The sequence below is a fragment of the Tenacibaculum sp. E3R01 genome, assembly GCF_003318185.1.
Taxonomy (GTDB): Bacteria; Bacteroidota; Bacteroidia; order Flavobacteriales; family Flavobacteriaceae; genus Polaribacter; species Polaribacter halocynthiae.
Window position 1 is genome coordinate 155,558 of sequence record NZ_QOCC01000025.1, and the last position, 25,354, is coordinate 180,911.

The 25,354-nt window shown below is 28.5% G+C and carries 18 protein-coding genes; 16 read left to right on the forward strand and 2 right to left on the reverse strand.

The window, feature by feature from the left end:
- The 5 genes from DS884_RS13365 to DS884_RS13385 are packed head-to-tail and all read left to right on the forward strand — an operon-like array spanning position 1 to position 4,506.
- Positions 1-582 carry a nitroreductase gene (locus tag DS884_RS13365; RefSeq protein WP_113787081.1) on the forward strand — a complete coding sequence of 194 codons (582 nt, stop codon included), beginning with the start codon at positions 1-3 and terminating at the stop codon, positions 580-582.
- 2 nt (positions 583-584) lie between these two features.
- Positions 585-1,700 (forward strand): heparan-alpha-glucosaminide N-acetyltransferase domain-containing protein, encoded by a 1,116-nt coding sequence (locus DS884_RS13370; RefSeq protein ID WP_113787082.1) that lies wholly within the window; start codon positions 585-587, stop codon positions 1,698-1,700.
- 11 nt (positions 1,701-1,711) lie between these two features.
- Positions 1,712-2,749 carry an alpha/beta hydrolase gene (locus tag DS884_RS13375; protein ID WP_113787083.1) on the forward strand — a complete coding sequence of 346 codons (1,038 nt, stop codon included), beginning with the start codon at positions 1,712-1,714 and terminating at the stop codon, positions 2,747-2,749.
- A 2-nt stretch (positions 2,750-2,751) separates the two neighbouring features.
- Entirely contained in the window at positions 2,752-3,663 is a 912-nt protein-coding gene (locus DS884_RS13380) for a sterol desaturase family protein (RefSeq protein WP_199488215.1), read from the forward strand.
- A 12-nt stretch (positions 3,664-3,675) separates the two neighbouring features.
- Positions 3,676-4,506 (forward strand): crotonase/enoyl-CoA hydratase family protein, encoded by an 831-nt coding sequence (locus DS884_RS13385; RefSeq protein ID WP_093871105.1) that lies wholly within the window; start codon positions 3,676-3,678, stop codon positions 4,504-4,506.
- Between the two features lie 10 nt (positions 4,507-4,516).
- Here the strand turns inward: DS884_RS13385 and DS884_RS13390 are convergent, their stop codons facing one another.
- Entirely contained in the window at positions 4,517-5,470 is a 954-nt protein-coding gene (locus DS884_RS13390) for a helix-turn-helix domain-containing protein (protein ID WP_093871106.1), read from the reverse strand.
- A gap of 105 nt (positions 5,471-5,575) precedes the next feature.
- On the opposite strand from DS884_RS13390, the gene DS884_RS13395 reads away from it, so the two are divergent.
- The 8 genes from DS884_RS13395 to DS884_RS13430 all read left to right on the forward strand — a co-directional run bounded on the left by DS884_RS13395 (position 5,576) and on the right by DS884_RS13430 (position 17,890).
- Complete coding sequence (locus DS884_RS13395) at positions 5,576-6,466, forward strand: MBL fold metallo-hydrolase (RefSeq protein WP_113787084.1); 891 nt, start codon at positions 5,576-5,578, stop codon at positions 6,464-6,466.
- Positions 6,467-6,731: 265 nt separating this feature from the next.
- Positions 6,732-10,004 carry a SusC/RagA family TonB-linked outer membrane protein gene (locus DS884_RS13400; RefSeq protein ID WP_113787085.1) on the forward strand — a complete coding sequence of 1,091 codons (3,273 nt, stop codon included), beginning with the start codon at positions 6,732-6,734 and terminating at the stop codon, positions 10,002-10,004.
- A gap of 18 nt (positions 10,005-10,022) precedes the next feature.
- Positions 10,023-11,408 carry a SusD/RagB family nutrient-binding outer membrane lipoprotein gene (locus DS884_RS13405; RefSeq protein WP_113787086.1) on the forward strand — a complete coding sequence of 462 codons (1,386 nt, stop codon included), beginning with the start codon at positions 10,023-10,025 and terminating at the stop codon, positions 11,406-11,408.
- A gap of 45 nt (positions 11,409-11,453) precedes the next feature.
- The gene (locus DS884_RS13410) at positions 11,454-12,602 is read left to right on the forward strand and encodes a phosphoglyceromutase (RefSeq protein WP_113787087.1); all 1,149 of its coding nucleotides are present in this window, start codon (positions 11,454-11,456) and stop codon (positions 12,600-12,602) included.
- Positions 12,603-12,668: 66 nt separating this feature from the next.
- Positions 12,669-13,931, forward strand: coding sequence for a DUF5690 family protein (locus tag DS884_RS13415; RefSeq protein ID WP_113787088.1), 1,263 nt, complete (start codon positions 12,669-12,671; stop codon positions 13,929-13,931).
- Positions 13,921-15,075 carry a TIGR03364 family FAD-dependent oxidoreductase gene (locus DS884_RS13420; protein WP_113787089.1) on the forward strand — a complete coding sequence of 385 codons (1,155 nt, stop codon included), beginning with the start codon at positions 13,921-13,923 and terminating at the stop codon, positions 15,073-15,075. Before DS884_RS13415 ends, DS884_RS13420 begins: the two co-directional genes overlap by 11 nt.
- A gap of 1 nt (position 15,076) precedes the next feature.
- A complete protein-coding gene (locus DS884_RS13425; RefSeq protein ID WP_317047339.1) occupies positions 15,077-15,757 on the forward strand; it encodes a phosphonatase-like hydrolase in 681 nt (226 codons plus the stop codon).
- Between the two features lie 312 nt (positions 15,758-16,069).
- The gene (locus DS884_RS13430; RefSeq protein WP_113787090.1) at positions 16,070-17,890 is read left to right on the forward strand and encodes an alkaline phosphatase family protein; all 1,821 of its coding nucleotides are present in this window, start codon (positions 16,070-16,072) and stop codon (positions 17,888-17,890) included.
- Between the two features lie 84 nt (positions 17,891-17,974).
- Here DS884_RS13430 and DS884_RS13435 read toward each other — a convergent pair whose 3' ends face one another.
- A complete protein-coding gene (locus DS884_RS13435) occupies positions 17,975-18,550 on the reverse strand; it encodes a helix-turn-helix domain-containing protein (RefSeq protein ID WP_113787091.1) in 576 nt (191 codons plus the stop codon).
- Between the two features lie 308 nt (positions 18,551-18,858).
- On the opposite strand from DS884_RS13435, the gene DS884_RS13440 reads away from it, so the two are divergent.
- The 3 genes from DS884_RS13440 (at position 18,859) to DS884_RS13450 (ending at position 25,331) form a co-directional block, all read left to right on the forward strand.
- Entirely contained in the window at positions 18,859-20,715 is a 1,857-nt protein-coding gene (locus tag DS884_RS13440) for a DNA topoisomerase IV subunit B (RefSeq protein WP_113787092.1), read from the forward strand.
- Between the two features lie 105 nt (positions 20,716-20,820).
- A complete protein-coding gene (locus DS884_RS13445; protein ID WP_113787093.1) occupies positions 20,821-23,532 on the forward strand; it encodes a DNA gyrase/topoisomerase IV subunit A in 2,712 nt (903 codons plus the stop codon).
- Positions 23,533-23,591: 59 nt separating this feature from the next.
- Complete coding sequence (locus tag DS884_RS13450; protein WP_113787094.1) at positions 23,592-25,331, forward strand: RDD family protein; 1,740 nt, start codon at positions 23,592-23,594, stop codon at positions 25,329-25,331.
- Positions 25,332-25,354 lie beyond the last annotated feature (23 nt).

Here is a 25,354-nt window from a genome sequence, read left to right on the forward strand (position 1 = left end):
ATGTTATTTAAAGAGTTAACAAAGGTTATTCAAAAAAGAAGAAGTCATTATGCAACTGATTTTTTAGATAAGAAAATAGCAAAGAGTACCATTGAAGAAATTGTAAACAATGGTATTTGGGCACCAACACATAAACTAACACAACCTTGGAGGTTTGTAGTTTTAGAAGGAAAGCATCATAAGAGTTTAGGAAACTATATGGCAAATTATTACAGAGAGTTATATGATGATGAACAATTTTCTACAGAACGATTTGAAGAAACAAAAACATATCCTAAGAATGCCACATTATTGGTTTTGATATTTCAACCAAGTAGTAGATTTCAATTACCAGAGTGGGAGGAAGTAGCCGCTATTTCGTGTGCAGTACAAAATATGTGGTTAAGCTGTACAAGTCTTAATATTGGTAGTTATTGGGATACTGGAGAAGCAACTATAAATTATATAAATAATTCAATAAAACTTGAAGAAAATGAAAAGTGCTTAGGAATTTTTTATATGGGATATCTAAAAGAAAATTTACCCAAAGTAAATAGAAAAAGAAAACCAATATCAAAAAAAATAAGCTGGCATAAACAATAATAATGGAAGCAAAAACAAAAAATAATAAAAGAGTAGAAGCAATAGATTTTGTACGTGGAGTAAGTGTATTATTAATGATACCTGTACATGTAATGATTGTGTATTCTACAATGGATACTTGGAATACTAGCATGCTAGGAAAAATAATTCAAGTTGCAGAAAAAGGAACTCCAATGTTTTTAGTAGTAATGGGGTTATCATTTGTTTTCTCAGGAAATCTAAGTATGAAAAAAATACTTATTAGAGGAATACGAATTTTAATGCTAGGATACCTGTTAAATCTTATGCGATTTATAATTCCTATGGTCGTATTTGGAGGTTTTCCAGAAGATTTTATAAAAGCTAATGGATTAACTCCAGGAGATCCTAAAAACTATATTTTTTATACGCTGTTAGGTGACATATTACAATTAGCAGGTATATCTTTAATAATTATGGGGATTATCATTAAAGTAATTAAAAATAAATATGCCGCTTTAATTTTAGCGTTAATCATAATGCTAACATCAAGAGCAGTTAGTGGATTCAGGTTTGATATTATAGGTATCGATTATATATGTGATTTATTATGGGCAAAAACCTATAATGTTTACTTTCCAGTGTTCCCATGGATGTCGTTTATTCTAATAGGTTTATTCTTTGGTATGTGGTACAAAGAACAAAACTATGACTTACGTTTTATGTTTGGTAAAATGTTACCATACGGATTAGGAATGCTCTTATTTGGAGGAGGATTATGCTATATAAACTATGAATATCACTTTGGAGATTACTACCATTTAGGACCTGGAGGAACCATTGTATTAATGGGAATAAATCTTCTATTAATTTGGTTTGGAAATATCATTGTAAAGCATATTAACCCTAAAGTATTTTCAGTTATAAAATATGCTAGCAAAAACGTTACTTCTTTCTATTTTATTCAATGGGTAGTAATTTACTGGGGAATCCTGTTTTTTGGATACTCTCAACAGTCTCATCAATTGAAAATACTAGCAATTATAGTAGTATTTACTTTAATAACATTTACTGTTTTGTGGTTTAAAAATATAATTCAAGAAGCGATTAAACAAAAAAGAGTAGAAGAGTTAAATGAGAAACAAATAGCAATTAAATAAAACTACAAAAAATGAAAATTAAGTTAATCGTTTTATTGCTTGTTTTAAAAAGTGTAAACTCTTTTAGTCAAGTGAATTTAGCTGGTAGTTATGGTTTAGATCCAGTAGTGCAAATTTTTTTAGAAACCATTCATGCATATCAAGGGCCACCTATTCAAGAACTTCCTTTAAATATAGCAAGGCAAGCTATGGAAGATTTACAAAAAGAGGTGTCTGTCAATCAATATGTGTTTATAGAACATAAATCAATTCCATTTTTAGATAGAGAATTAAACATTAAAATAATAAGGCCTAAAAAAAGAAAGCGAAAACGGTTACCGGTAGTTGTTTATTTTCACGGTGGTGGATGGATTTTAAATAGTTTTTCTACTCATAAAAGACTGTTAGCTGATATTGCTTTAAAAGCTGAGGTTGCCGTTGTTTTTGTTGAATATTCTAGAGCACCAGAGGTAAAATATCCAATAGCAAATGAAGAAGGGTACGCTACATTGTTATGGTTGGAAAAGGAAGGAAAAAAGAATAAGTTAGATTCAAGTAATATTATTGTATGCGGAGACAGTGTAGGAGGTAATATGGCTACGGTAGTTGCTATGATGGCAAAAAATAAAAAAGGTCCTAATTTATTAGCACAAATATTATTATACCCAGTTACGAATGCTAATTTTAATACACAATCTTATGAAAAGTTTTCAAAAGGGCATTATTTGTCTAGAGATGCAATGATTTGGTTTTGGAACTCTTATGCTCCTCAAATGGAGCTTAGAAATCTACCTACTGTTTCACCATTAAAAGCTACAAAAGAAGAATTGAAAGGACTTCCAAGAGCATTAATAATCACTGCTGAAAATGATGTACTAAGAGATGAAGGAGAATCGTATGCTAAAAAATTAAGAGAAGCAAATGTACCAGTAATATCTACTCGTTATGGGGGGACTATTCATGATTTTATTGTGCTAAATGCTTTAAAAGAAACTGAAGCTTCAAAAGCCGCTTTAAATCAAATATGTACGTTTTTAAAAAATACTTTTTCAAAAAAAAGAGATAAATAATTATGAATTTATTATCCATTGAAACCATGGTAGGCCAACTACAACATATGAGTTTAATAGTACTTATATTAATGCTAGTTGAATGGGGAATACTTATAATAACAAATTACGTTGAAAGTAAAAAAGAAGGAATTGTAAGTATAATATCATATTTAATTCAAAGTATACCTTATTTTTTACTTTCAAAAGTTATGATTGTTGGTACCATGTTCTGGCTATATGAACATCGTTTTTTTGATCTTAATTTTGAGTGGTATGTGTGGATTGTAGGGTATTTATTATATGATTTTACAGTGTTTTTTATTCATTTTTTAGGCCATAAAGTTCGAGTTTTATGGTGTATACATGGAGTTCATCATACTGCAGAAGATATGAATTTAACAGTGGTTGCTAGAGGCTCTATTTTCGACTTTGTTTTTACTCCTTTTAATTTCATATGGCTTCCTATTCTAGGTTTTCATCCACTAATGATTTTTATTATTGAGCCTATTGCACGTTTGTATGCTACATATTCACATTTAAGTGAAAAATTTATGGGCAAACAGTATTGGTTAGAAAAAATATTTATAACCCCTTCTGTACATAGAGTGCATCATGCAAAAAACCATATTTATTTAGATAGAAATTACGGAGAAACATTTAGTATTTGGGATCGAATTTTTAGAACATTTCAAACTGAATTAAAAGATGAGCAAATTTTATATGGAATAATGCATGATAAGTTAGATAGCGAAAACATATGGCATGTACAGTTTTTATTGTGGAAAGAATTATGGTCAGATGTAGTTAAAGCACCTAAGTTATTAGATAAAGTTAAATACGTTTTTATGCCTCCTGGTTGGAATCATCTTGATGGAGGTAAAAAAGCAAGAGAATATCGAGATGAAGCATGGTTAAGCAAACAAAAAGCATAAAAAGAATTGATAATGTTAAATGAATATAAAAATATAGAAGTAAATTATTTTCCTGAACATGAATTGGTGTTGTGGAAAATAAAAACAGAAGGAATTCCTAATTTTTCATTAGCTATCTTAAAAGAATTTCAAAGATTTTCTAAAGATCTTCAAATAATGTTTTCTGATAAATCATATCCCTTAAAATATATTGTATCATCATCTAGTCACCAAGAAGTATATAATTTAGGAGGAGATTTACCTTTCTTTTTTAAAAGTATTAAAAATAGAGAAAAGAAAAAATTAGAAGAGTATGCTTATTTGTGTATAGATGCCATTTATAATATTTATACATCATTTAATTTACCTGTTTTAAATATAACTCTTGTTGAAGGAAATGCATATGGTGGAGGATTTGAATGTGTTTTAGCACATGATATAATTTTAGCAAATACAAAAGCTAAGTTTTGCTTACCAGAAAACAAGTTTAACCTTTTTCCAGGAATGGGAGCTTATAGTTTTTTATGCAGGAAATTAAACATTAAAACAGCCACAGAAATATTATATAGTGGTAAAGTGTATACCGCTAAAGATATGGAAGAATATGCATTGCTAGATAGTATTGAAGAAGAGGAGGGAATGCAAACTATTGTGAAGTATATAAAAAAAAACAATAGCAGTTTTAATTTTAAATATTGTCATTATAAAAACATTAAGAAGGTATTTCCATTACAAAAGAAAGAATTATTAGATATAACTGATACTTGGGTTGATGCTTGTTTAAACATGCAACCGGAAGATTTAAGAAGAATGGAATTAATTATTAATGCACAAAAAAGAAAATTAAAACAAGTGGTTAAATAAAAACAATATGTTAAACCTCACAATAAGTGTTTCTGTATTGCTTAGGTGTTAAACTACTATTTTTTTTAAAAGCAGCAGAGAAATGAGTGGGGTTTTTATAACCAACGATATCTGATATTTCATAAATAGGTTTGGTAGTATGTAAAAGCAACTCTTTAGCCTTATTCATTCTCATGGAAGTTGAAAACTCTGAAATAGTACTATTAAAAATACGTTTAAATTCTTTTTTTAATACAGTATCATTTAATAAAACCTTTTTTGATAATTTTTTAATAGAAAATTGTTCATTTAAATTAGAAGAAATTATACTTTTAACTGTGTATAATTTTTTCACTAAGCTTTCAGTACCATTATTTTCCTTCTTTTGTTGTTCAACTTGTAATGATACTAGCTCTAATACTTTGGCTTCTAAAAATAAACGTTTCAAAATACCCACTCTATTATCAGTTAAAAGTTCAGTCAAAATATTTTGAGTTTTATCACAAATAGGAATAATAAAACTATTACAATTATTTTTATTAGTTGACTCTTGTACTGTAGAAAACAAACTGATTAATTGATGCTTTTTTATAAACTCATAAAAAAGTTTAATTTTTACTTCTCTTACTACTACATTTTTATAATATTTTACAAATCCGTTGAGATTTTCAGAAAAAGATAAGAATGTTTCCTGTTCTTCATGTACCAAATCTTCACCAGTATGTTTACAATTAATTATTTTTCCACCTTGAGTTAATATTGATACCTCTAACGTATTAACAAGAGGTTTAGACTCAAAAATATAATTTTCATTAAAATTTCCGTGAAAGTATTCAATAAAAAGTCCGTCAAAAGAATGACTAACTAATGTTCCTTTGCCATATTTTTGACTAATCGAGTAGTGTTTTGAATAAATTCCACAATTATTATATACTTTTTCTTCTTGAAGAATAGTATTAAAAGTAGTTTTAGTTTTTTTTATCATTTGAAGGGTAGTAAAAAACACAAAAATAATATTTATTTAGTCTAAATAACTAAAAAAAGAACTAGTTTTTTAACCATATATTGTAAAGCATAAACTATTAAGGAAATGATTAAAATTAAAAGAATACTTCTTCTACTGATACTACTTATAAGTATAAAGGGAATTTCACAAAAAAAAGAGATTCAAATAATACCCCATAAATTAACAGATAATATTTACATGTTAAAAGGTATGGGAGGAAATATAGGTATATTCATTTCTGATAAAGAAGTGTTTATGATTGATAGTCAGTTTAAACAAGTGTCAAGTAAAATAATAGCAGCAATAAAAAAAATAACTGATAAACCTATTAAGTTTTTGGTAAACACCCATTGGCATGGAGATCATACTGGTGGTAATAGTAGTTTTAAAGATAAAGGGGCATTAATATTTTCACATGAAAATGTACGTAAAAGAATGCAAAAAGTTCAGGTAGTTAGGGGGAGGACAGTACAGCCGTCTGCAGAAAAACAATTACCGATAGTGACATTTTCAAGAGATATGATGTTACACTTAAATGGTGAAGATATTCTTATTTCACATGTTCATAATGCACATACTGATGGTGATGCACATGTTTACTTTATGACCAGTAATATTATACATATGGGAGACACTTATTTTCAAGGAAAATTCCCGTTTATAGATTTAGATAATGGTGGAAGTATTGATGGTTATATAGCATCAGCTAACAAAGTGTTATTATTAGCAGATGATAAAACAAAAATAATTCCTGGACATAGAAGTATAGCTACTAAAAATGAATTAAAGACATATGTTAAAATGCTTACTACCGTAAGAGACAGAATAGCTAAAGCTATAGAAGAAGGAAAAACATTGGAAGATATTTCAAAAGATGAAACTATAATTAAAGACTACAAAAAAGAATATGGCGGTTGGTTTATTTCAGCAAAAGAAATGAGAGAAACAGTATATAAAAGTCTTATCAAACAATAAAAAAGTAAGTCACCAGTAATTTAGTTTTAAATAATGGCTATTCATATTTATATGAGTAGCCATTTTTAGTTTAATCATTTGCTATTAAATATTTAGCCTATTATTTAAGTATAGTCATACTATAAAACTTTACATAGTTAACTTAAAAATTACATAATAGTATCGATTCGTAAAAGTTTTCTTAACATAAAAAATATTTACAAATAATAAAAAAAATGTTGATTTGTGGTGTTATTTTTTAACTATTGTAAACAAAGAAAACAAGATGGCTAACAGAAAATTATTATTAACAATATTTACTTTTATAGTAAGTATAAGCTTTTATGCACAAAATGCCTCCATAAAAGGAGTTGTAAGTGATGGAACTTACCCATTACCAGGAGCAAGTGTTAAGGTTGTAAACACAGCAAAAGGTTCAAACACAGATTTTGATGGAAATTTCAAAATTGACAATGTAAAACCAGGAAATTTAGTTGTAAGTATTTCTTTTATAGGATATGAAACTAAGATAATAAATATTACTATTTCTCCAGGAGAAACTAAAAATATTGAAACAGTTATTTTAAAACAACTGTCTGAGCAGTTAAATGAAATTGTTATAACTGCACTAGGTATTAAGAAAGAAGAAAAATCTTTAGGATATTCGGTATCTACTCTAAAGCCAAAGGAATTAAATGAAGCAAAAGAAACGAATTTAGTAAATACTTTAAACGGTAAGATTGCTGGTGTACAAATAACTAATGGATCATCAGGGGTTGGATCTTCATCAAGAGTTGTTATTCGTGGGGAAGTGTCTTTAAATTCGAGTAAAAATGGACCTCTATTTGTTGTAGATGGTATTCCTATTAATAATAGAACGTATTTAAGTACTATGCAGAACACAGGAGGGAGTGAAATGCAAGAAGTTGATTACGGAAATGGAGCAGCTGAGATTAATTCAGATGACATTGAAAGCATGAGTGTTTTAAAAGGTGCAAGTGCTACAGCATTATATGGATCTCGTGGTGCTAATGGAGTTATATTAATCAATACAAAATCTGTAAGAAGGAACAAAAAACTACAAGTTTCTGTAAACACAGGTTTAACAATGGAAAGTGTTTTACGTTTGCCTAAATACCAAAATAAATACGGTCAAGGTTGGGCAGGAGATTTTAAATATGTAGATGGTTTAAATAATTCATTAGGTTCTAATGATCAAGAGGATGTTTCATGGGGTCCACTTGCAAATGGACAACTAATAACACAATTTGATAGCCCAACAATTAATGGCTTAAGAGCTGGAGATATTTTTGCTAGAGGTTGGGTTAGAGATGCTGATGGACGAATAATTTCACCAAGTACAGCACCTAATGATATCATTGCAACACCATTTGAAGCAAAACCTAATAATGTTAAAGATTTTTTTAGAACAGGTTATACCTCTACTATAGGAGCATCAGTTGGTTTTGGAGGAGAAAAATCAGATATTCTATTTAGTTTAGGCTTACTAGATAACCAAGGTATAATTCCTAATACAGACTTAACTAGAAAATCATTTAGAGTTAATGGAAGCGTAGATGTAACTGATAAAATGAAACTTTCATTAAAAACTAATTATATTAATTCAAAAAGTAATAACCGTCCAAGCTCTGGGTACGGTTCTGAGTCTGCAATGTACATATTTACATGGTATGGAAGAACTGTAAATACAAATTCATTAAAAGAATACTGGCAAAGAGGTTATGAAGGCTTAGAGCAGTTTAATTATAATTATGCATGGCATGATAACCCATATTTCATGTTAAATGAAAATACAAATTCATTTGACAAGCATAGAATTTTAGGAAATATAAAGTTAGAATACCAATTTACTGATAATTTAAAATTACAAGCAAGAAGTGGTATGGATTATTATGCTGATAAGCGGGAATCAAAAAGAGCTTATAGCACTCAACGCTTTTTAAACGGAGCTTATAAAGATGAAAGAGTAGATTTTAAAGAAGTAAATACTGATGTGTTATTATCATATAAGAAAGACCTTAATGATTCTTTTGGATTGAGTGTTGATTTCGGAGGAAATATAATGCAACAAGAAGCTAATTTTTTATCTAATGTTGCTAATAAATTAGTAATTCCAGAAATTTATAATTTAAAAAATTCAGCACTGCCTTTAGTTACTGATCAATATAAATTAGAAAAAGAAATTAGAAGTATATATGGAGTTGTAGGATTGTCGTTTGATAACAAACTTTTTTTAGATATCACAGCTCGTAATGATTGGTCTTCAACATTGCCAGAAGATAATAACTCCTATTTTTATCCATCAGCATCATTAAGTGCAATTATGAGTGATATTTTTGAATTACCAGAGGCATTTAACTTTTTTAAATTAAGAGCGTCATGGGCAAAAGTAGGTAATGATACAGAACCTTATAATTTAAAAACACCATACCAATATCAACTTCCATATGCAGGGAATAGAACATTAAGTAGAGGAAATGTTTTATTAAATGAGAACTTGAAACCAGAACAAATTACTTCTTATGAAGTAGGAACAGATATACGAATGTTTGGGAATAGATTGAATTTAGATGTAACTTATTATAAATCAATATCAGAAGATCAAATTATTAGTGTTCCAATATCAAATACAGTAGGGTATCAACGACAAGTAATTAATGGAGGTAAAATTCAAAATCAAGGTATTGAAGCATTAGTTACTGTTAAGCCTATTAAAACTGATAACTTCCAGTGGGCATCAAGCATAAACTTCACAAAAAATGTTGGTAAAGTTTTAGAGTTACCTGAGGGTACTGGTGATGTATTAACCACAAATTTTGCTTCTGTGTATTCTGCTGAAGGATCAAAAGTTTTTATTCAAGCAAGAAAAGGGGAAAGGCTAGGTAATATGTATGGAAGAAGATTTAAACGTTATAACGGAAAAATAATATATAAAAATGGTGCTCCTATAGTTGAAGATGAATTAAAGTTGCTAGGTAATTATAATCCTGATTTTTCAGTAGGTTTTAATAATTCATTCAATTATAAAGGTTTTTCTTTTTCTTTTTTAGTTGACTGGAAACAAGGTGGAACTTTAATATCAAGAACAAAACAAGTAGGTACTTACGCAGGTAACTTAGAAGGTTCACTTGATAGAAATGACTATAAAGACATTGTTCCTGATGGAGTAAAAGAAATGCCAGATGGTTCTTATCAACCTTTAACTAGTGCTGATGCAATAGGGTGGTGGTCATACTATAAACCATTATACAATAGAAAAAGTAATCAAGAAACTGGAATTGTAGATGCAACTTATGTAAAATTAAGAGAAGTGAAATTCGGATATAATGTTCCTAATTCATTTGCTGAAAAATTAGGAATGGAAAGCTTAAGAATTTCATTAGTTGGAAGAAATTTAGCTTTATGGACTCCTTCTTCAAATCCACATTTTGATCCAGAGACATTAGCTTTACAAGGAAGTAATATTGTACCTGGTATAGAGGATGTATCGTATCCATCATCAAGAAGTTACGGAATTAACTTTTTATTTAAATTCTAATTCAAAAAAAATATTAAAATGAAAAAAAGTAATTTATTTAAAAGCATATTATTGGGGATAATTGTAGTTTTTTCCTCTTGTACTGACCTTACGGAATTGAATATCAATCCTAATGAACCAACTAAGCCTGAAGCAAGTTATTTGTTAACAAATGCATTATATACGATAGGAAATCAAACTGCAACTAACGGTTTTACATTTAGTAGTACATTAATGCAGTATCATGGTAAGTTTGATTTTAATGATGTAGATCAATACGAAATAGAAACCAATAGTGCTGTTTGGGTAACTAATTATAAGGTGCTTGCTGACATGAATGATGTTATAAATGGAGATAAAACTAGCACATCTACTAAAGCAGTAGCTAAAATATTAAAAGCCGTAATAGGAGCAGAGTTAACAGATTTATATGGTCCTGTTCCATTTTTTGAAGCTGGAGATAAAAATAATTTAACTCCTAAATATGATCAACAAAAAGAAATTTATACAGCTACCAACGGAGTTTTAGATTTACTTTCTACAGCAGTTTCAACACTTTCTACAGATAATTCAGCAATAGTTGGAGATATAATGTTCTCAGGAGAAAGAGAGCGTTGGATTAAATTAGCTAATGTTTTGCAATTACGCTATTTATTAAGAGTTAGTAGTAATTACCCTGCAGCTGCTACTAAAATTCAGCAAATTGTAGCTTCAGGAAATATTTTTTCATCAAATACAGATAATGCAATATTATCTTTTCAATCTGAACCGAATCATTGGTTTTTATCTAAAGTAAGAGATGGAGACTTTTCTTTATACAGTATAACTACAACAGTTCTAAAAATGTTGAAAGATAAAGATGATCCAAGATTAGCTTTTTACTTTAAACCCAATGATGCAGGTAATTATGTAGGAATTGTACCAGGATCTAATGATAGAGCTGGTAACTATACAGGGTTAAGTAGTAATTTAAGAGCAGCAGATGTATTAGATATGGTATTTATAACTTACTATGAGCAAGAATTTATATTGGCAGAGGCTGCTTTAAAAGGATACATAACATCAAATGCTCAACAGCATTATGAAAATGCTATAAAAGCGAATTTTAACTATAAAAAAATAACTCTTCCTTCTGATTATTTATCAAACACTTCTAAAGGTTTATGGAAAGGAACTCTTGAGAACATTATAAATCAAAAATATTTAGCTAATATAATGTCAGGACATGAAGCATGGTTTGATTATAGAAGAACAGGTTTTCCTACTTTAAATCCAGCTTTAAATAATAGTAATAGCGATAAAATTCCTGTTAGATTTAAGTATCCAACAGAAGAAACTTTTACTAATAAAACAAATAACTCTCAAGCTTTAGGTTGGCTAAATAGTGGAAATGACTACAATTCTAAATCATGGTGGGATAAATAAAAAATTTAAACATTGCCCGTTATTTTTATAACGGGCATTTATATTATGAAACAAACAATAATTTATTTAGTTGTTTTTGTATCTATTCTAATAGGATGCAATACTCAAATTATAAAAGATAATAAGGAGATTAAAAAAGACGAAGATAAAAGTCAAAAAGTATTTTTAATTACTTTAGATGGAGTTCGTTGGCAAGAGCTTTTTACAGGAGCAGATTCATTATTAATTAATAATGCTAAATATACCAAAGACTCAGCTTATATAAAATCAAAATACTGGAAAACTTCACCAGATAAAAGAAAACAGTTATTATCACCTTTCTTTTGGAATAAAATAGCTAAAAATGGTCAGTTATATGGTAACAGAAAATATAGTAATAAAGTAAATTTAAAGAATACTCATTGGTTTTCTTATCCAGGATATAGTGAGATTTTATGTGGCTTTGCTGATGATTCAAGAATTAATAGTAACGATAAAGTAAATAACCCTAACAAAACAATTTTAGAATTAGTGAATAATTTACCAGATTATAAAGGTAAAGTAGGTGCTTTTGGAAGTTGGGATGTTTTTCCATATATAATTAATGAAGAAAGAAGTGGAATTTATGTTAATGCAGGATATAGAGAAGCTAAGGGAAAAGATTTAACAAAGAAGGAGAAGTATTTAAATGGGTTACAGAAACAGGCTATACAACCATGGAAAACAGTTAGACAAGATATGTTTACTCATAATTATGCACTCGAGTTTATAAAAAAGAGTAAACCTAAACTAGTATATATATCTTATGGCGAAACTGATGATTTTGCTCATGATGGAGATTACGCTCATTATTTATTAGCTATTGAAAATACAAATAACATGATTAAAGAATTATGGGAATATTGTCAATCTAATACATATTATAAAGGAAAAATCACATTTATAATAACAACAGACCATGGAAGGGGTACTGTACCATTAGAAAGTTGGAAAAGTCATGGTCAAAATTTAAAATATCATGGTCAAAATTTCACAGTAAAAGGTTCAGATGAGACTTGGTTAGCAGTTTTAGGGCCTAATATTGAAGCTAAAGGTGAAATGAAAAATGAATTACAGTTATATAACAACCAAATAGCAAGTACTATTCAAAAATTGTTAAAAGTAAACGTTATTAGCGCTGAGGTTAATCAAGAAAATTTACCAATAATACAATAACAACACCATTTCTATTAACTTAAATAAGTTCAACGTTTATGGAGCTTTTTTGACTAAAAAAACACTATGAATATACGTTTTATACTACAAGCATCTTTAGCAGCATTTGGTACATATTTTTGTATGTATGCCTTCAGAAAACCTTTTACAGTAGCTACTTTTTCAAATGAAGTATTTTGGGGGATAGATTACAAAATACTATTAATTATTGCCCAAATAATAGGGTATACAATATCTAAATTTCTTGGAATAAAAGTGATTTCTGAAATGAAATCAAAAAAGAGAATACTATATTTAATTGGGTTTATTCTATTTGCTGAATTGGCTTTATTAGGTTTTGCTATTATTCCAGCACCTTATACAATCATATGTTTATTTTTAAATGGATTACCCTTAGGAATGATTTGGGGAATTGTTTTTTCTTATATAGAAGGACGTAAGGCATCTGAATTATTAGGGGTGATTTTATCATCTAGTTTTATAGTATCATCAGGTGTTGTGAAATCTATAGGGAAATGGACAATAGATGCTCTTAATGTTTCTGAAAACTGGATGCCTTTTGTAACTGGATTGTTATTTATAACACCTTTAGTTTTATTTGCTTTTTTATTAGAAAAATTACCACAACCAACAGAAGAGGATCAATTATTAAAAACAATTCGACAACCATTAAATAAGAATCAACGTAGAACTATATTTAAACAATATGCCGCACCATTAACTCTTATTGTAATCTTTTTCATAACCTTAACTTCAATAAGAGATTTTAGAGACAATTTTGCACGTGAAATATGGGATGCATTAGGCTATAAAGACGCAACTATTTTTACAATATCTGAAATACCAATAGCCTTAACAGTTCTTTTTATATTAGGTTATATAGGTAGTATTACTACAAACTATAAAGCATTTATGTATTATCATTATGTATTAATTATAGGCTCAATATCAATACTAATTTCAACTTATTTATTTCAATTGGGAGTTATTTCACCTTTTATATGGATGATAATATCTGGGCTAGGTTTATATAGCTCATATGTACCGTTTAATGGAATATTTTTCGATAGAATGATTGCAACTTTTAAAATAAACGGAAATGTTGGTTTTTTAATATACATAGCAGATGCATTTGGATATTTAGGTAGTATTTTAATTTTAATATATAAAAACTTTGGAAAGGCTTCAATTTCCTGGTTATCATTTTTTATAGATTCATTATATATTTTAGGCTTTTTAGGTTTTCTAATAACGATATATAGCATCTACTTTTTTAAGAAAAAACAAAAAAAATCAATTACAATAAAGCAATTAGTTTATGAACAATAAATACGACTTATTAATCGTAGGAGGTGGTGTTTTAGGAACATTTCATGCATACCATGCACTAAAAAAAGGGCTACGAGTTGCAATTTTAGAAAAAAACACTATGCCACAAGGTGCTACTGTTAGAAATTTTGGTCAAGTAGTGCCTTCTGGGATGAATCAGAAATGGCAAAACTATGGAAGAGAAAGTTTAAATATTTATAAAGAAATCCAAGATCAATTTGATATTTCAATTAGACAGAATGGTACCGTTTATTTAGCTTCTAATGATGATGAAGTACAATTAATAGAAGAATTACATCAAATTAATAAAAACAATAATTATAGTTCACAATTATTAACGAAACAACAATGTTTAGATAAGTATAGTGGACTTAAAAAAGAGTATTGTAAAGCAGGATTGTTTTTTCCAGATGAAGTAACAGTAGAGCCTAGGGTAATGATTAATCGTTTGCATATGTATATGCAAAAAGAGTTAAATGCTACCATTTTATTTAATACCTCAGTTGTTAATGTTGAAGAGTCAAATGGAGAAACAATTGTATATACAGCTGAAGGACAAACATACAAATCGGTTAAAACGATTATATGTAATGGTAATGATTTTAAAATGCTATTCCCTTCAATATACAATAAAAGTGATTTAGTAGTATCAAAATTGCAAATGATGCAAACTAAACCACAAATAAACTATCAATTAAAAGGTTCAATATTAACTGGATTAACAATTCGTAGGTATGAGGCTTTTGAAGAATGTTCATCATGGAAATATGTGAAAACGAAAGAAAGCCCGAATAGTTTTGAAAAAAAATATGGGATACATATATTATTTAAACAAGCTATGGATGGATCTGTTATTATTGGTGATTCTCATGAATATGCTTCAGCAAATAATATAGATAGTTTAGGGTTTGATTTAAAAGAAGAAATTGATGCTTTTATGATTAATGAAGCTAAAAAAATCATCGATTTACCTACTTATGAAATTCAACATAGATGGGCAGGTTTTTATAGTCAATGTAAAACAAAAGACCTATTTGAGAACACTATTGGAAGTAATATTCACATAGTAACAGGAATAGGCGGTAAAGGAATGACTGGTAGTGCTGGGTATTCAAAACAAAATATTATAGAATTATATAAATAGAATGATGTTAAAAGAGATTAAAATGGTTGTTTTTGATATGGCCGGAACAACAGTAAATGAGCAAAATGTAGTTTATAAAACATTACATAAAGCTATTATAGAGCATGGTGTAGAGATAAATTTAGATTTAGTATTAAAAATAGGTGCAGGAAAAGAGAAGCATCAAGCTATAAAAGACATATTAAAGCATATAAAATCGAATAAAATAAATGAATCACTTGTAATATTCAATCGCTTTAAAGTTTTATTAAATGAAGCTTATGAGAATTTAAATGTAATACCAATTGAAGGGGTAGAAGATGTATTATTAAAAATAAGAAATAAAAAGATAAAAGTTGTTTTAAATACTGGATACAGTAGAGAAATAGCTACTTTTTTACTTAAAAAACTTAAATGGGAAGAAAACAAACAATATGACTTATTATTAACAGCGACAGATGTTGAAAGAGGACGGCCACACCCAGATATGATATATAAAGCGATGAAAATTTTTAATATTGAAAATTCAAAACTTGTATTAAAAGCAGGAGATTCAGCAATTGATATAGAAGAAGGTAAAAATGCTAATTGTGGAATAACTGTAGGAGTATTATCTGGTGCACAAACGAAAGAACAATTAGAATCAATGAACCCTGATTTTATTGTAAACTCATTAGTTGATATAGATAATGTATCAATATAAATATGATTATTCAATTAAGTAAAAAATATAAAGAGTTATGGGGTATTTGTTTTCTTTTAAATCAATTTTTAAGTAGTTAGTAAGATACTCTTAAAATCACTAAAAAAGAATAAATGAAATTTTGAAAATACGTAAGATAGCTTAATTGAAATATGTCAATTCTTTAAATTAAATTATTGTAAAGTACTTGTTTTTAAATCATTGTTTAAATGTTACCTAAATTAAGTTTCTTTTAAGACTATAAAAAACTGTTGAATATTGTTTACTAATAGTATATTTTTGGCTCATAAATTAACTAATAGTAAATAAATTATGAGAAAATCACCCTTCATTCAACAAGTTATTTTAATAACAATATTATTATTTATTGGATGTCAAAATGAGCACGAAATTCATCGTACAAAAGAAACAAAAAAAAGAGTAGTACTAGAAAAAACTTCTAAAAAAAAGAAAGTTTTATTAGTTGGAATTGATGGTTTGCAAATAGAAAAAATTAGTAATACAGCCACACCTAATCTCGATAAGTTATTAATAAATAAAGGGTTCTCTGGAGGAATTACAGGAACAACTTCTGAACAAAAAACTAAAAGTGGACCAGGTTGGACGACTATTTTATCAGGAGTATGGTTAAATAAACATGGAGTACCAAACAATAGTAGCTCACATAAGTCTAAAGTTAAAAGCGTTTTTCAATTTATAAAAGAACATGATAATAATTTAGAAACAGCAAGTGTTGCTACTTGGTCACCTATTCATGGTTTTTTAAGAGATCAATTACAGTTTATAAATTATAAACATCAGGGAGGTAATGATGATAATGCGGTTAAAAATTCTGTCAATGAGCTTACAAATCACAATCCAGATTTTCTTTTTGTTCATTTAGATGAGGTAGATGGAGTTGGCCATTCAGGTGGATTTGGTTCAAACTATAATAGTGCTATTTCAAGAGCAGACAAACGATTAGGTACAATAATGGATGCTGTAGAAAATAGAATAAATACAAAAAATGAAGACTGGCTTATTATTGTTACTACTGATCACGGAAGAGAAAATAGTGGGTATGGTCATGGAAACCAAACCATGTCTGAAAAAACAATTTTTGTAGGAATGAATAAACTAGGGAATGCAGAATTTAATAATTACATAGGAACTATACCTAATAAAGATTTTAATGGTATTTATGGAAATGTTGCACAAACTTCAATTATTCCAACTGTATTAACACATTTAAATATTCCAATAAAAAAAGAATGGCAATTAACATCAACATCTTTAATAGGTGAGGTAGGAGCTCAAAAAGTAATGATGAAAAATTCGAATACTTTGTATTGGCATGCTTCTTCATCCGGCAACATAGAAATTTATAGAAACAATCAATTTTTAACAAGTGTAAATAGTTTACAAGGATACTATGTAGATACTGCACCTTCTAAAGGAGATACTAATTATACGTTGTTATTAAACGGACAAACTAGTTCTGTAGCTATAAACAATACAAATATTATTGCTGGTTTAGACTGGAATGATTTTATAAATAATAAAGCTTACTTTTTTAGAGATGATATAAAGTATGTTCGTTATAATAAAACTTTAGACAAAGCTGATAGTGGGTATCCAATACAAACTAATAATTCCTCTTGGCCAGGTCTTGGGAACTATAAAAATTTAATTAGTGCTGCCTTTAAATGGAGTAATCATAAGGGTTTTTTCTTTTTAAACGATGGACGATATATTAGATATGATATGAATACTGATACTGCAGATACAGGGTATCCAATTACTGTAACAAATCAAAATTGGCCAGGTTTAGAAGCGTATGCTAAAAAAATTGTGGCTGCAATAAATTGGAATAAATCAAAAGCATATTTCTTTTTAAATGACGGAACGTACCTACGTTATAGTATTACAAATGATAAGGTAGATTCAGGATATCCAAAACCGATAAACAACTCTACATGGCCAGGGTTAGGTAATTATGGAGCTAAAATAACAGCAGCAGTAGATTGGAATTTAACCTATTGCTATTTCTTTTTAAATAACAATACTTATATTAAGTATAATAAAACACTAGATAAAGCAGTTTCAGGATACCCAAAACCGATGAACAACTCTACATGGCCAGGTTTAAAATAATAATAATTTAATATTCCCCTTTAATTAAAAAGCTCGTCGTTAGCAAAAGGTAAGATCTCAAACTAATGGCGATGCTTTTATTTTTTAGTTATTATCTGAAAAAAAATATAAAACAAGCATAATACAATCTTCATCACTAGTATTTACAGGAACATGTGGTAAACGACCATTAAAATAAAGAGAATCACCTTCAGAAACGATTACTTCAGTAGTATCTATTAAATAAGTACAAGTTCCTTTTATAATGTATTTAAATTCCCAAGCGTCAGTAATTACTTTTTCTCTTTTTGAATTTGGAGATACAGTTAACATTACAGCTTCAAAGCCAACTGCATGCATGCTTTTACCAAAAATTTGAAAATAAGTAAACCCTTTTGCTTCAACTTCTTTTTCTATAAGTTGTTGTTCTTCTTTTTTAACATGAATATATTTAGCACCAGTTCTTTTTTCAATACCTTCAAAAAAGGTACTAGCATCAATATCTAAAGCAGAAATGAGCTCTAAAAATACAGGTAAAGAAGGGATGGTTCTTCCGTTTTCAATCCTTGAAATTAATCCATTACTAACACCAGCATTACTAGCTAAATTGCTAATGGTTATGTTTTGTTTTTTACGTATTTCTTTAATACGTTTTCCAATACCTATTAAAAAATCATCCATATACTAAAGTAGACTCTATTTTTTTACTAAAGTACTTAAAAAGGATTCTTTAAAACAAATTAAAGATTGTTTAAATAGATATTCTATTGTGTAAGTAAAAAATATATCTAGAGCTAGTATAAATTTTACGAATAAAAAAAACTACGAAAAAAAAAGCAAAAAGATACGGGCGAACACTCTGTAAATGGGAGAGAAAACTATTAAAAAAAAAATAAATTATAACTCTGTTGAAAACTAATTCAACAGAGCTTTTTATTTTTTAATGTTTAATCTTATTTTAGCGAATACTTCAATATTACAAGATATTTATGGCACAAGAAACACAATATACCGAAGATAATATACGATCGCTCGACTGGAAAGAACACATTAGAATGCGTCCAGGTATGTATATCGGAAAATTAGGAGATGGTTCATCCCCTGATGATGGTATTTATATTCTTGTAAAAGAAGTTTTAGATAACTCTATTGACGAGTTTGTAATGGGAGGAGGAAAAACCATTGAAGTGTCTGTACAAGGAAATAAAGTAATTGTAAGAGATTATGGACGTGGGATACCGTTAGGAAAAGTGGTTGATGTAGTATCTAAAATGAATACTGGTGGTAAATATGACTCTAAAGCATTTAAAAAATCAGTAGGATTAAATGGAGTAGGTACTAAAGCAGTAAATGCATTATCTACGTTTTTTAGAGTAGAATCTACACGTGACGGTAAATCTGCTGCAGCTGAATTCGAAAGAGGTAACTTAACAAATCAAGAGTTATTAGAAGAAACATCACGTAGAAAAGGAACGAAGGTAACTTTTATTGCTGATGAAACTATTTTTAAGAATTATAAATACCGCCCTGAGTATATTATAAAGCTTCTTAAAAATTATGTGTACCTAAATCCAGGATTAACTATTGTTTTTAATGGAGAGAAGTTTTATTCTGAAAATGGGTTAAAAGATTTATTGGAAGATAATAACAATCAGGAAGATATGTTATATCCAATAATTCATTTACGAGGTGATGATATTGAGGTAGCAATTACACATAGTAAAACTCAATATTCTGAAGAATACCACTCATTTGTAAACGGTCAACATACCACACAAGGAGGAACGCATCAAGCAGCCTTTAGAGAAGCTTTAGTGAAAACTATTCGTGAGTTTTTTGGTAAGAATTTTGAAGCATCTGACATTCGTAAATCAATTATCTCTGCTATTTCCATAAAAGTAATGGAACCAGTTTTTGAAAGTCAAACAAAAACTAAATTAGGATCTACTGAAATGGGAGGGAATCTTCCAACGGTAAGAACTTATATTAACGACTTTTTAAAAAAGAAATTAGATAACTATTTACATAAAAATACTGTGGTTGCTGAGCAACTTCAAAAGAAAATATTACAAGCAGAAAAAGAACGTAAAGAGCTTTCAGGAATACGAAAATTAGCACGTGATAGAGCTAAAAAAGCTAGTTTACACAATAAAAAATTACGTGATTGTCGTATTCATTTTGGAGATACGAAAAAAGAAAGTTATTTAGATACTACATTATTTATTACCGAGGGAGATTCGGCAAGTGGATCAATAACTAAATCAAGAAATGTAAATACTCAAGCAGTTTTTAGTTTAAAAGGAAAACCTTTAAATTCATACGGACTAAGTAAAAAAATAGTGTATGAAAATGAAGAGTTTAACTTGTTACAAGCTGCATTAAATATTGAAGATGGCCTAGAAGGGTTACGTTATAATAATGTTGTAATTGCAACGGATGCCGATGTTGATGGAATGCACATTCGATTATTATTAATTACATTTTTTCTACAATTTTTTCCTGAGGTAATAAAAGAAGGACATTTATATATTTTAGAAACTCCTTTATTTAGAGTTCGAAATAAAAAAGAAACTTTTTATTGTTATTCTGAAGAAGAAAAACAGGAAGCTATTAATAAATTAAGAGGGAAACCAGAAATAACTCGATTTAAAGGACTTGGGGAGATTTCACCAAACGAATTTGTTCATTTTATTGGAGATGATATTCGATTAGATCCTGTAATGTTAGATAAAGAAATGTCTATTGAACAAATGCTTGAATTCTACATGGGTAAGAATACACCAGATCGTCAGAAATTTATTATAAATAATCTAAAAGTAGAGTTAGATTTGTTAGAAGATAATTAAAAGTGAAAAAGAAAATAATTTTGATTTAAATGTATGTGAATAATACATTTAAATAGAATCAAAATTAAAAAAATAATAACCCCAAACGTATAAACGTTACTGTAAATGAGTGAAGACAATAACAATTACGAACACGACGAAGAATTAAATCAAGAACCTATTGAAAATGCAGAAACCATTACGAAAGTAACGGGGATGTATAAAGAATGGTTTTTAGATTATGCTTCTTATGTAATTCTTGAACGTGCTGTTCCTTCTATAGAAGATGGATTTAAGCCTGTGCAACGTCGTATTATGCATTCTATGAAAGATTTAGATGATGGGCGCTACAATAAGGTAGCAAACATCGTAGGTCATACAATGCAGTACCACCCGCACGGTGATGCTTCTATTGGAGATGCAATGGTACAACTAGGACAAAAAGAATTGTTAATAGATATGCAGGGTAACTGGGGTAATATATTAACTGGTGATCGTGCTGCTGCCTCTCGTTATATAGAAGCTCGTTTGTCTAAGTTTGCTTTAGATGTTGTTTTTAACCCAAAAACAACAGAATGGAAAATGTCTTATGATGGTAGAAGAAAAGAACCAGTAGATTTACCAGTTAAGTTTCCGCTTTTATTAGCACAAGGAGCAGAAGGTATTGCTGTAGGTTTGTCTACAAAAATTTTACCACACAACTTTAATGAACTAATTGATGCTTCCATTAAGTATTTAAAAGGAAGAAGCTTCACAATTGTACCTGATTTTTTAACTGGTGGAATCGCTGATTTTACTAATTATAACGATGGTAAAAGAGGAGGAAAGGTTCGTGTAAGAGCAAAAATTTCTCAGTTAGATAAAAAAACATTGGTAATTACTGAAATTCCTTTCAGTACTACTACATCCTCTTTAATTGATAGTATTTTAAAGGCGAATGATAAGGGGAAAATTAAAATAAAAAAGATTGAAGATAATACAGCAGCAAATGTTGAAATAGTAGTGCATTTGCCACCAAATATTTCTCCAGATAAAACTATAGATGCACTGTATGCTTTTACAAATTGTGAAAACTCAATATCACCATTAGCGTGTACAATTCAAAATAACAAACCTGTTTTTGTGGGGGTTTCGGAAATGTTAAAGCATTCAACCGACTTAACAGTTAAATTATTAAAAAGAGAATTAGAGATTCAATTACATGAGCTAGAAGAACAATGGCATTTTGCTTCTTTAGAACGTATTTTTATTGAAAATAGAATTTATCGTGATATTGAAGAAGTTGAAACATGGGAAGGAGTAATTGAAGCTATTGATAAAGGATTACAACCACATATTAAGCACTTAAAAAGAGAAGTAACCGAAGAAGATATAGTTCGATTAACAGAAATCAGAATTAAGAAAATTTCTAAGTTTGATATTGATAAAGCAAAGCAATTTATTGAGAGTTTAGAAGAAAAAATAGCAGAAGTAAAACACCATTTAGATAATTTAATTGATTTTGCTATTGATTATTTTAAAGTATTAAAAACTAAATACGGAAAAGGAAAAGAACGTAAAACTGAAATTAGAATTTTTGATGATATTGTTGCTACTAAAGTAGTAATGCGTAATTCTAAACTTTATGTAAATAAAGAAGAAGGTTTCGTTGGTACGTCGTTAAAAAAAGATGAATATATTACTGACTGTGCCGACATTGATGATGTTATTATTTTTAGAGATAACGGAACTATGTTAGTTACTAAAGTTGCCTCTAAAACATTTGTAGGTAAGGGTATTATTCATATTGCAATCTTTAAGAAAAAAGATAAACGTACCGTGTATAATATGATTTATAAAGACGGAGCAAAGGGGCCAAGTTATATGAAACGTTTTAATGTAACTAGTATAACAAGAGATAAAGAATACGACTTAACTAATGGTAGTAAAGGTTCTAAAATGCTGTACTTTACTGCAAACCCGAATGGAGAAGCTGAAGTTATTACTATTTTACTAAGAGCAGTTGGAAGTATTAAAAAATTAAAATGGGATATTGATTTTGCAGATTTAGGTATAAAAAGTAGAAGTGCAAGAGGAAATCAAGTAACTAAATATGCAATTAAGAAAATAGAATTCAAATCTGCCGGAGCATCAACACTAAAACCAAGAAAAGTATGGTTTGATGATACTGTTCAACGTTTAAATGTTGACGGAAGAGGTGAATTACTAGGAGAATTTAAAGCAGAAGATAAAATTTTAATAGCTACTCAAAGTGGTAAAATAAAAGCAGTAACACCAGAGTTAACAATGCATTTTGAAAATGACATGATAATTTTGGAAAAATGGAATTCTAAAAAACCAGTATCTGTAATTTATTTTGATGGTGAAAAAGAACGTTATTATGTAAAAAGGTTCTTGGTAGAAGCTGTAGATAAAGAAGAGCATTTTATTTCAGAACATGAAAAATCAAAGCTTGAAATTATAGCTACTGATTACCGACCAATGGCTGAAGTTGTATTTTCTAAACGTAGTTTAGATAAAATTGAAGTAAATTTCGAAGATTTTATTTCAATAAAAGGAATGAAAGCTTTGGGTAATCAATTAACTACAGATAAAATCCGCACGGTTAATTTATTAGAATCATTACCTTATGATGAACCTGAAGAAGAAAAAGTAGAAGAAATAGAGGTTAATGAAGAAGAAGAAATTACAGAAGAAGCATTACCGCTTGAAGTAGAAGAAGTAGTGAAGCCTAAAGAATTTGAAGAAAGTAAAGATTCTAAAGCAAAAAAAGCATTAGAAAGAGCACTTCAAAAAAAGAAAAAGGGCTCGGATGATGATCAAACAGCTTTGTTTTAAATAAATAATACATTTATTAATAAAGCTTAATAGTTTTTAGCTAAATATATCCGAATAATATGAAAAACATATTGAAAATTGTACAAGAAAAACTAGCTCCATATATTGGTAAAGTTTCTTTTGTAATGGCATTATTAGCGTTGTTAATCACTGTTATTACACTCTATACAAAAGGAAGTGAGACATTGTATTATGTTGTAAGTACATTTAGGTATGTAGATTTACAATTTTTAAAATTCGATTTTTTTGAAGTTTCTGGAGGTACTTTTTCAAACTCTAGTAGTTATAATAGACTTAATGGATTAAATATATCTTTTAATATAATTTTATTACTAGGTAGTATCTTTTATATTAAAACAAATAAAAAGGATCAAGGTTTATTACAATTTGCTCACGCTATTATATTATTTAGCTCTATAATCAGTGTTTTGTCTTTTGTAATACATCAGTTTAATAATTTCACTTTATTCAAACCAATTGTTTTCTTCTTTTTTGTTCTAAATATAGCTCAATTACTATTTAGTTATTTCGTATTAATGATAACTGAAGCTAAATATAGTAATGTAAAAAATATAAAGTTTAAAGAATTTAAAGATAATGAGTACCCTTTAGCTATAAAGTATAAACGTTTTTTACATTTATTGTTAGATAGTTTTTTATTTATGTCATTAACTTTTAACGCTTTTAAGCTATTACCAAGAGGTTTTTTATATGATATGACAAAACTAATAGGAGATAGGTTTACTTTAACTATACTATTTGTTATTAGTGCTATTGTATATTATGGTTTTTTTGAAACATTTTTTAGAAGAACGCCAGCTAAGTTTTTAACAAATACTTTTGTTTTAGGTACAGTAAAAGAAAAAGTTAAATTCGATAATATTTTGGTACGTTCTGTATCTAGAAAAATTCCATTTAATACTTTTTCATTTTTATGGGGTACAGGATGGCATGATTCTATTTCAGAAACTACGGTAGTTTCTTTAGATGATAATAGAATACCTAAAAAATATTGGTTAATAATACCGTTTTTAATCTTGTTTTTCTTTGCAAATTATCAGTTCAATAAGTTTAGAGTTGATTATATAAGATATAAAACTGAAAATGGAAAAATTGAAAGTGAAGCTGAAGTTTTAGATAAGAAAATAAATAATTTACAATTGTATGATTTTATTACTTTAAAAAACACTCATAATAATTGGGGTAGATCATATTTTTATAAAGTAATAGAAGTAAAAGGAGATCAATTAACTTTAGCAGAAATTAAAAAAACATATAATGAAAGGAATATAGAAGAAATTGATTTTTTATATGAATCTAAGCCAGATGAGTTTAAAAAACATAATGTGAATAAAGACTATTTGCGTAATGGAGTTTGCAGAGAGTATAGTTTTTTTAGTGGTTTTAAAGGCCAAGGAGTAACTTATATTGAAGGAGAAGAGCCAATGCGTATTTATGCTATTAATAATACATTTGAACCAATTCTTTTTTTTAAGTCTTATTATAATAGAAGTGACAATGAAGTAGAAATCGAGCTTGAAAATTATGGAATGATTTGTAAGCTTGTTAATGCCCGTGTATTAGAAGGTGATATAAAAATAAGTAAAAGGAATAGTTTTCCTCAAAAGGTTAGTAAGTACAATAATGATTTTGAAGTTTATATTGAGTTTAATAAAGAACGAAGTCCATTCTCAATTGAGTTAACTTTTGAAGATAATATTGATATCTATGAAAAACACCGATATGTATTCAAATCTGATGGAGCATTTAAGCATAGTTTTACTAAAGTAGAAGAGTGATTTAAAAAGTTATATTATAGATT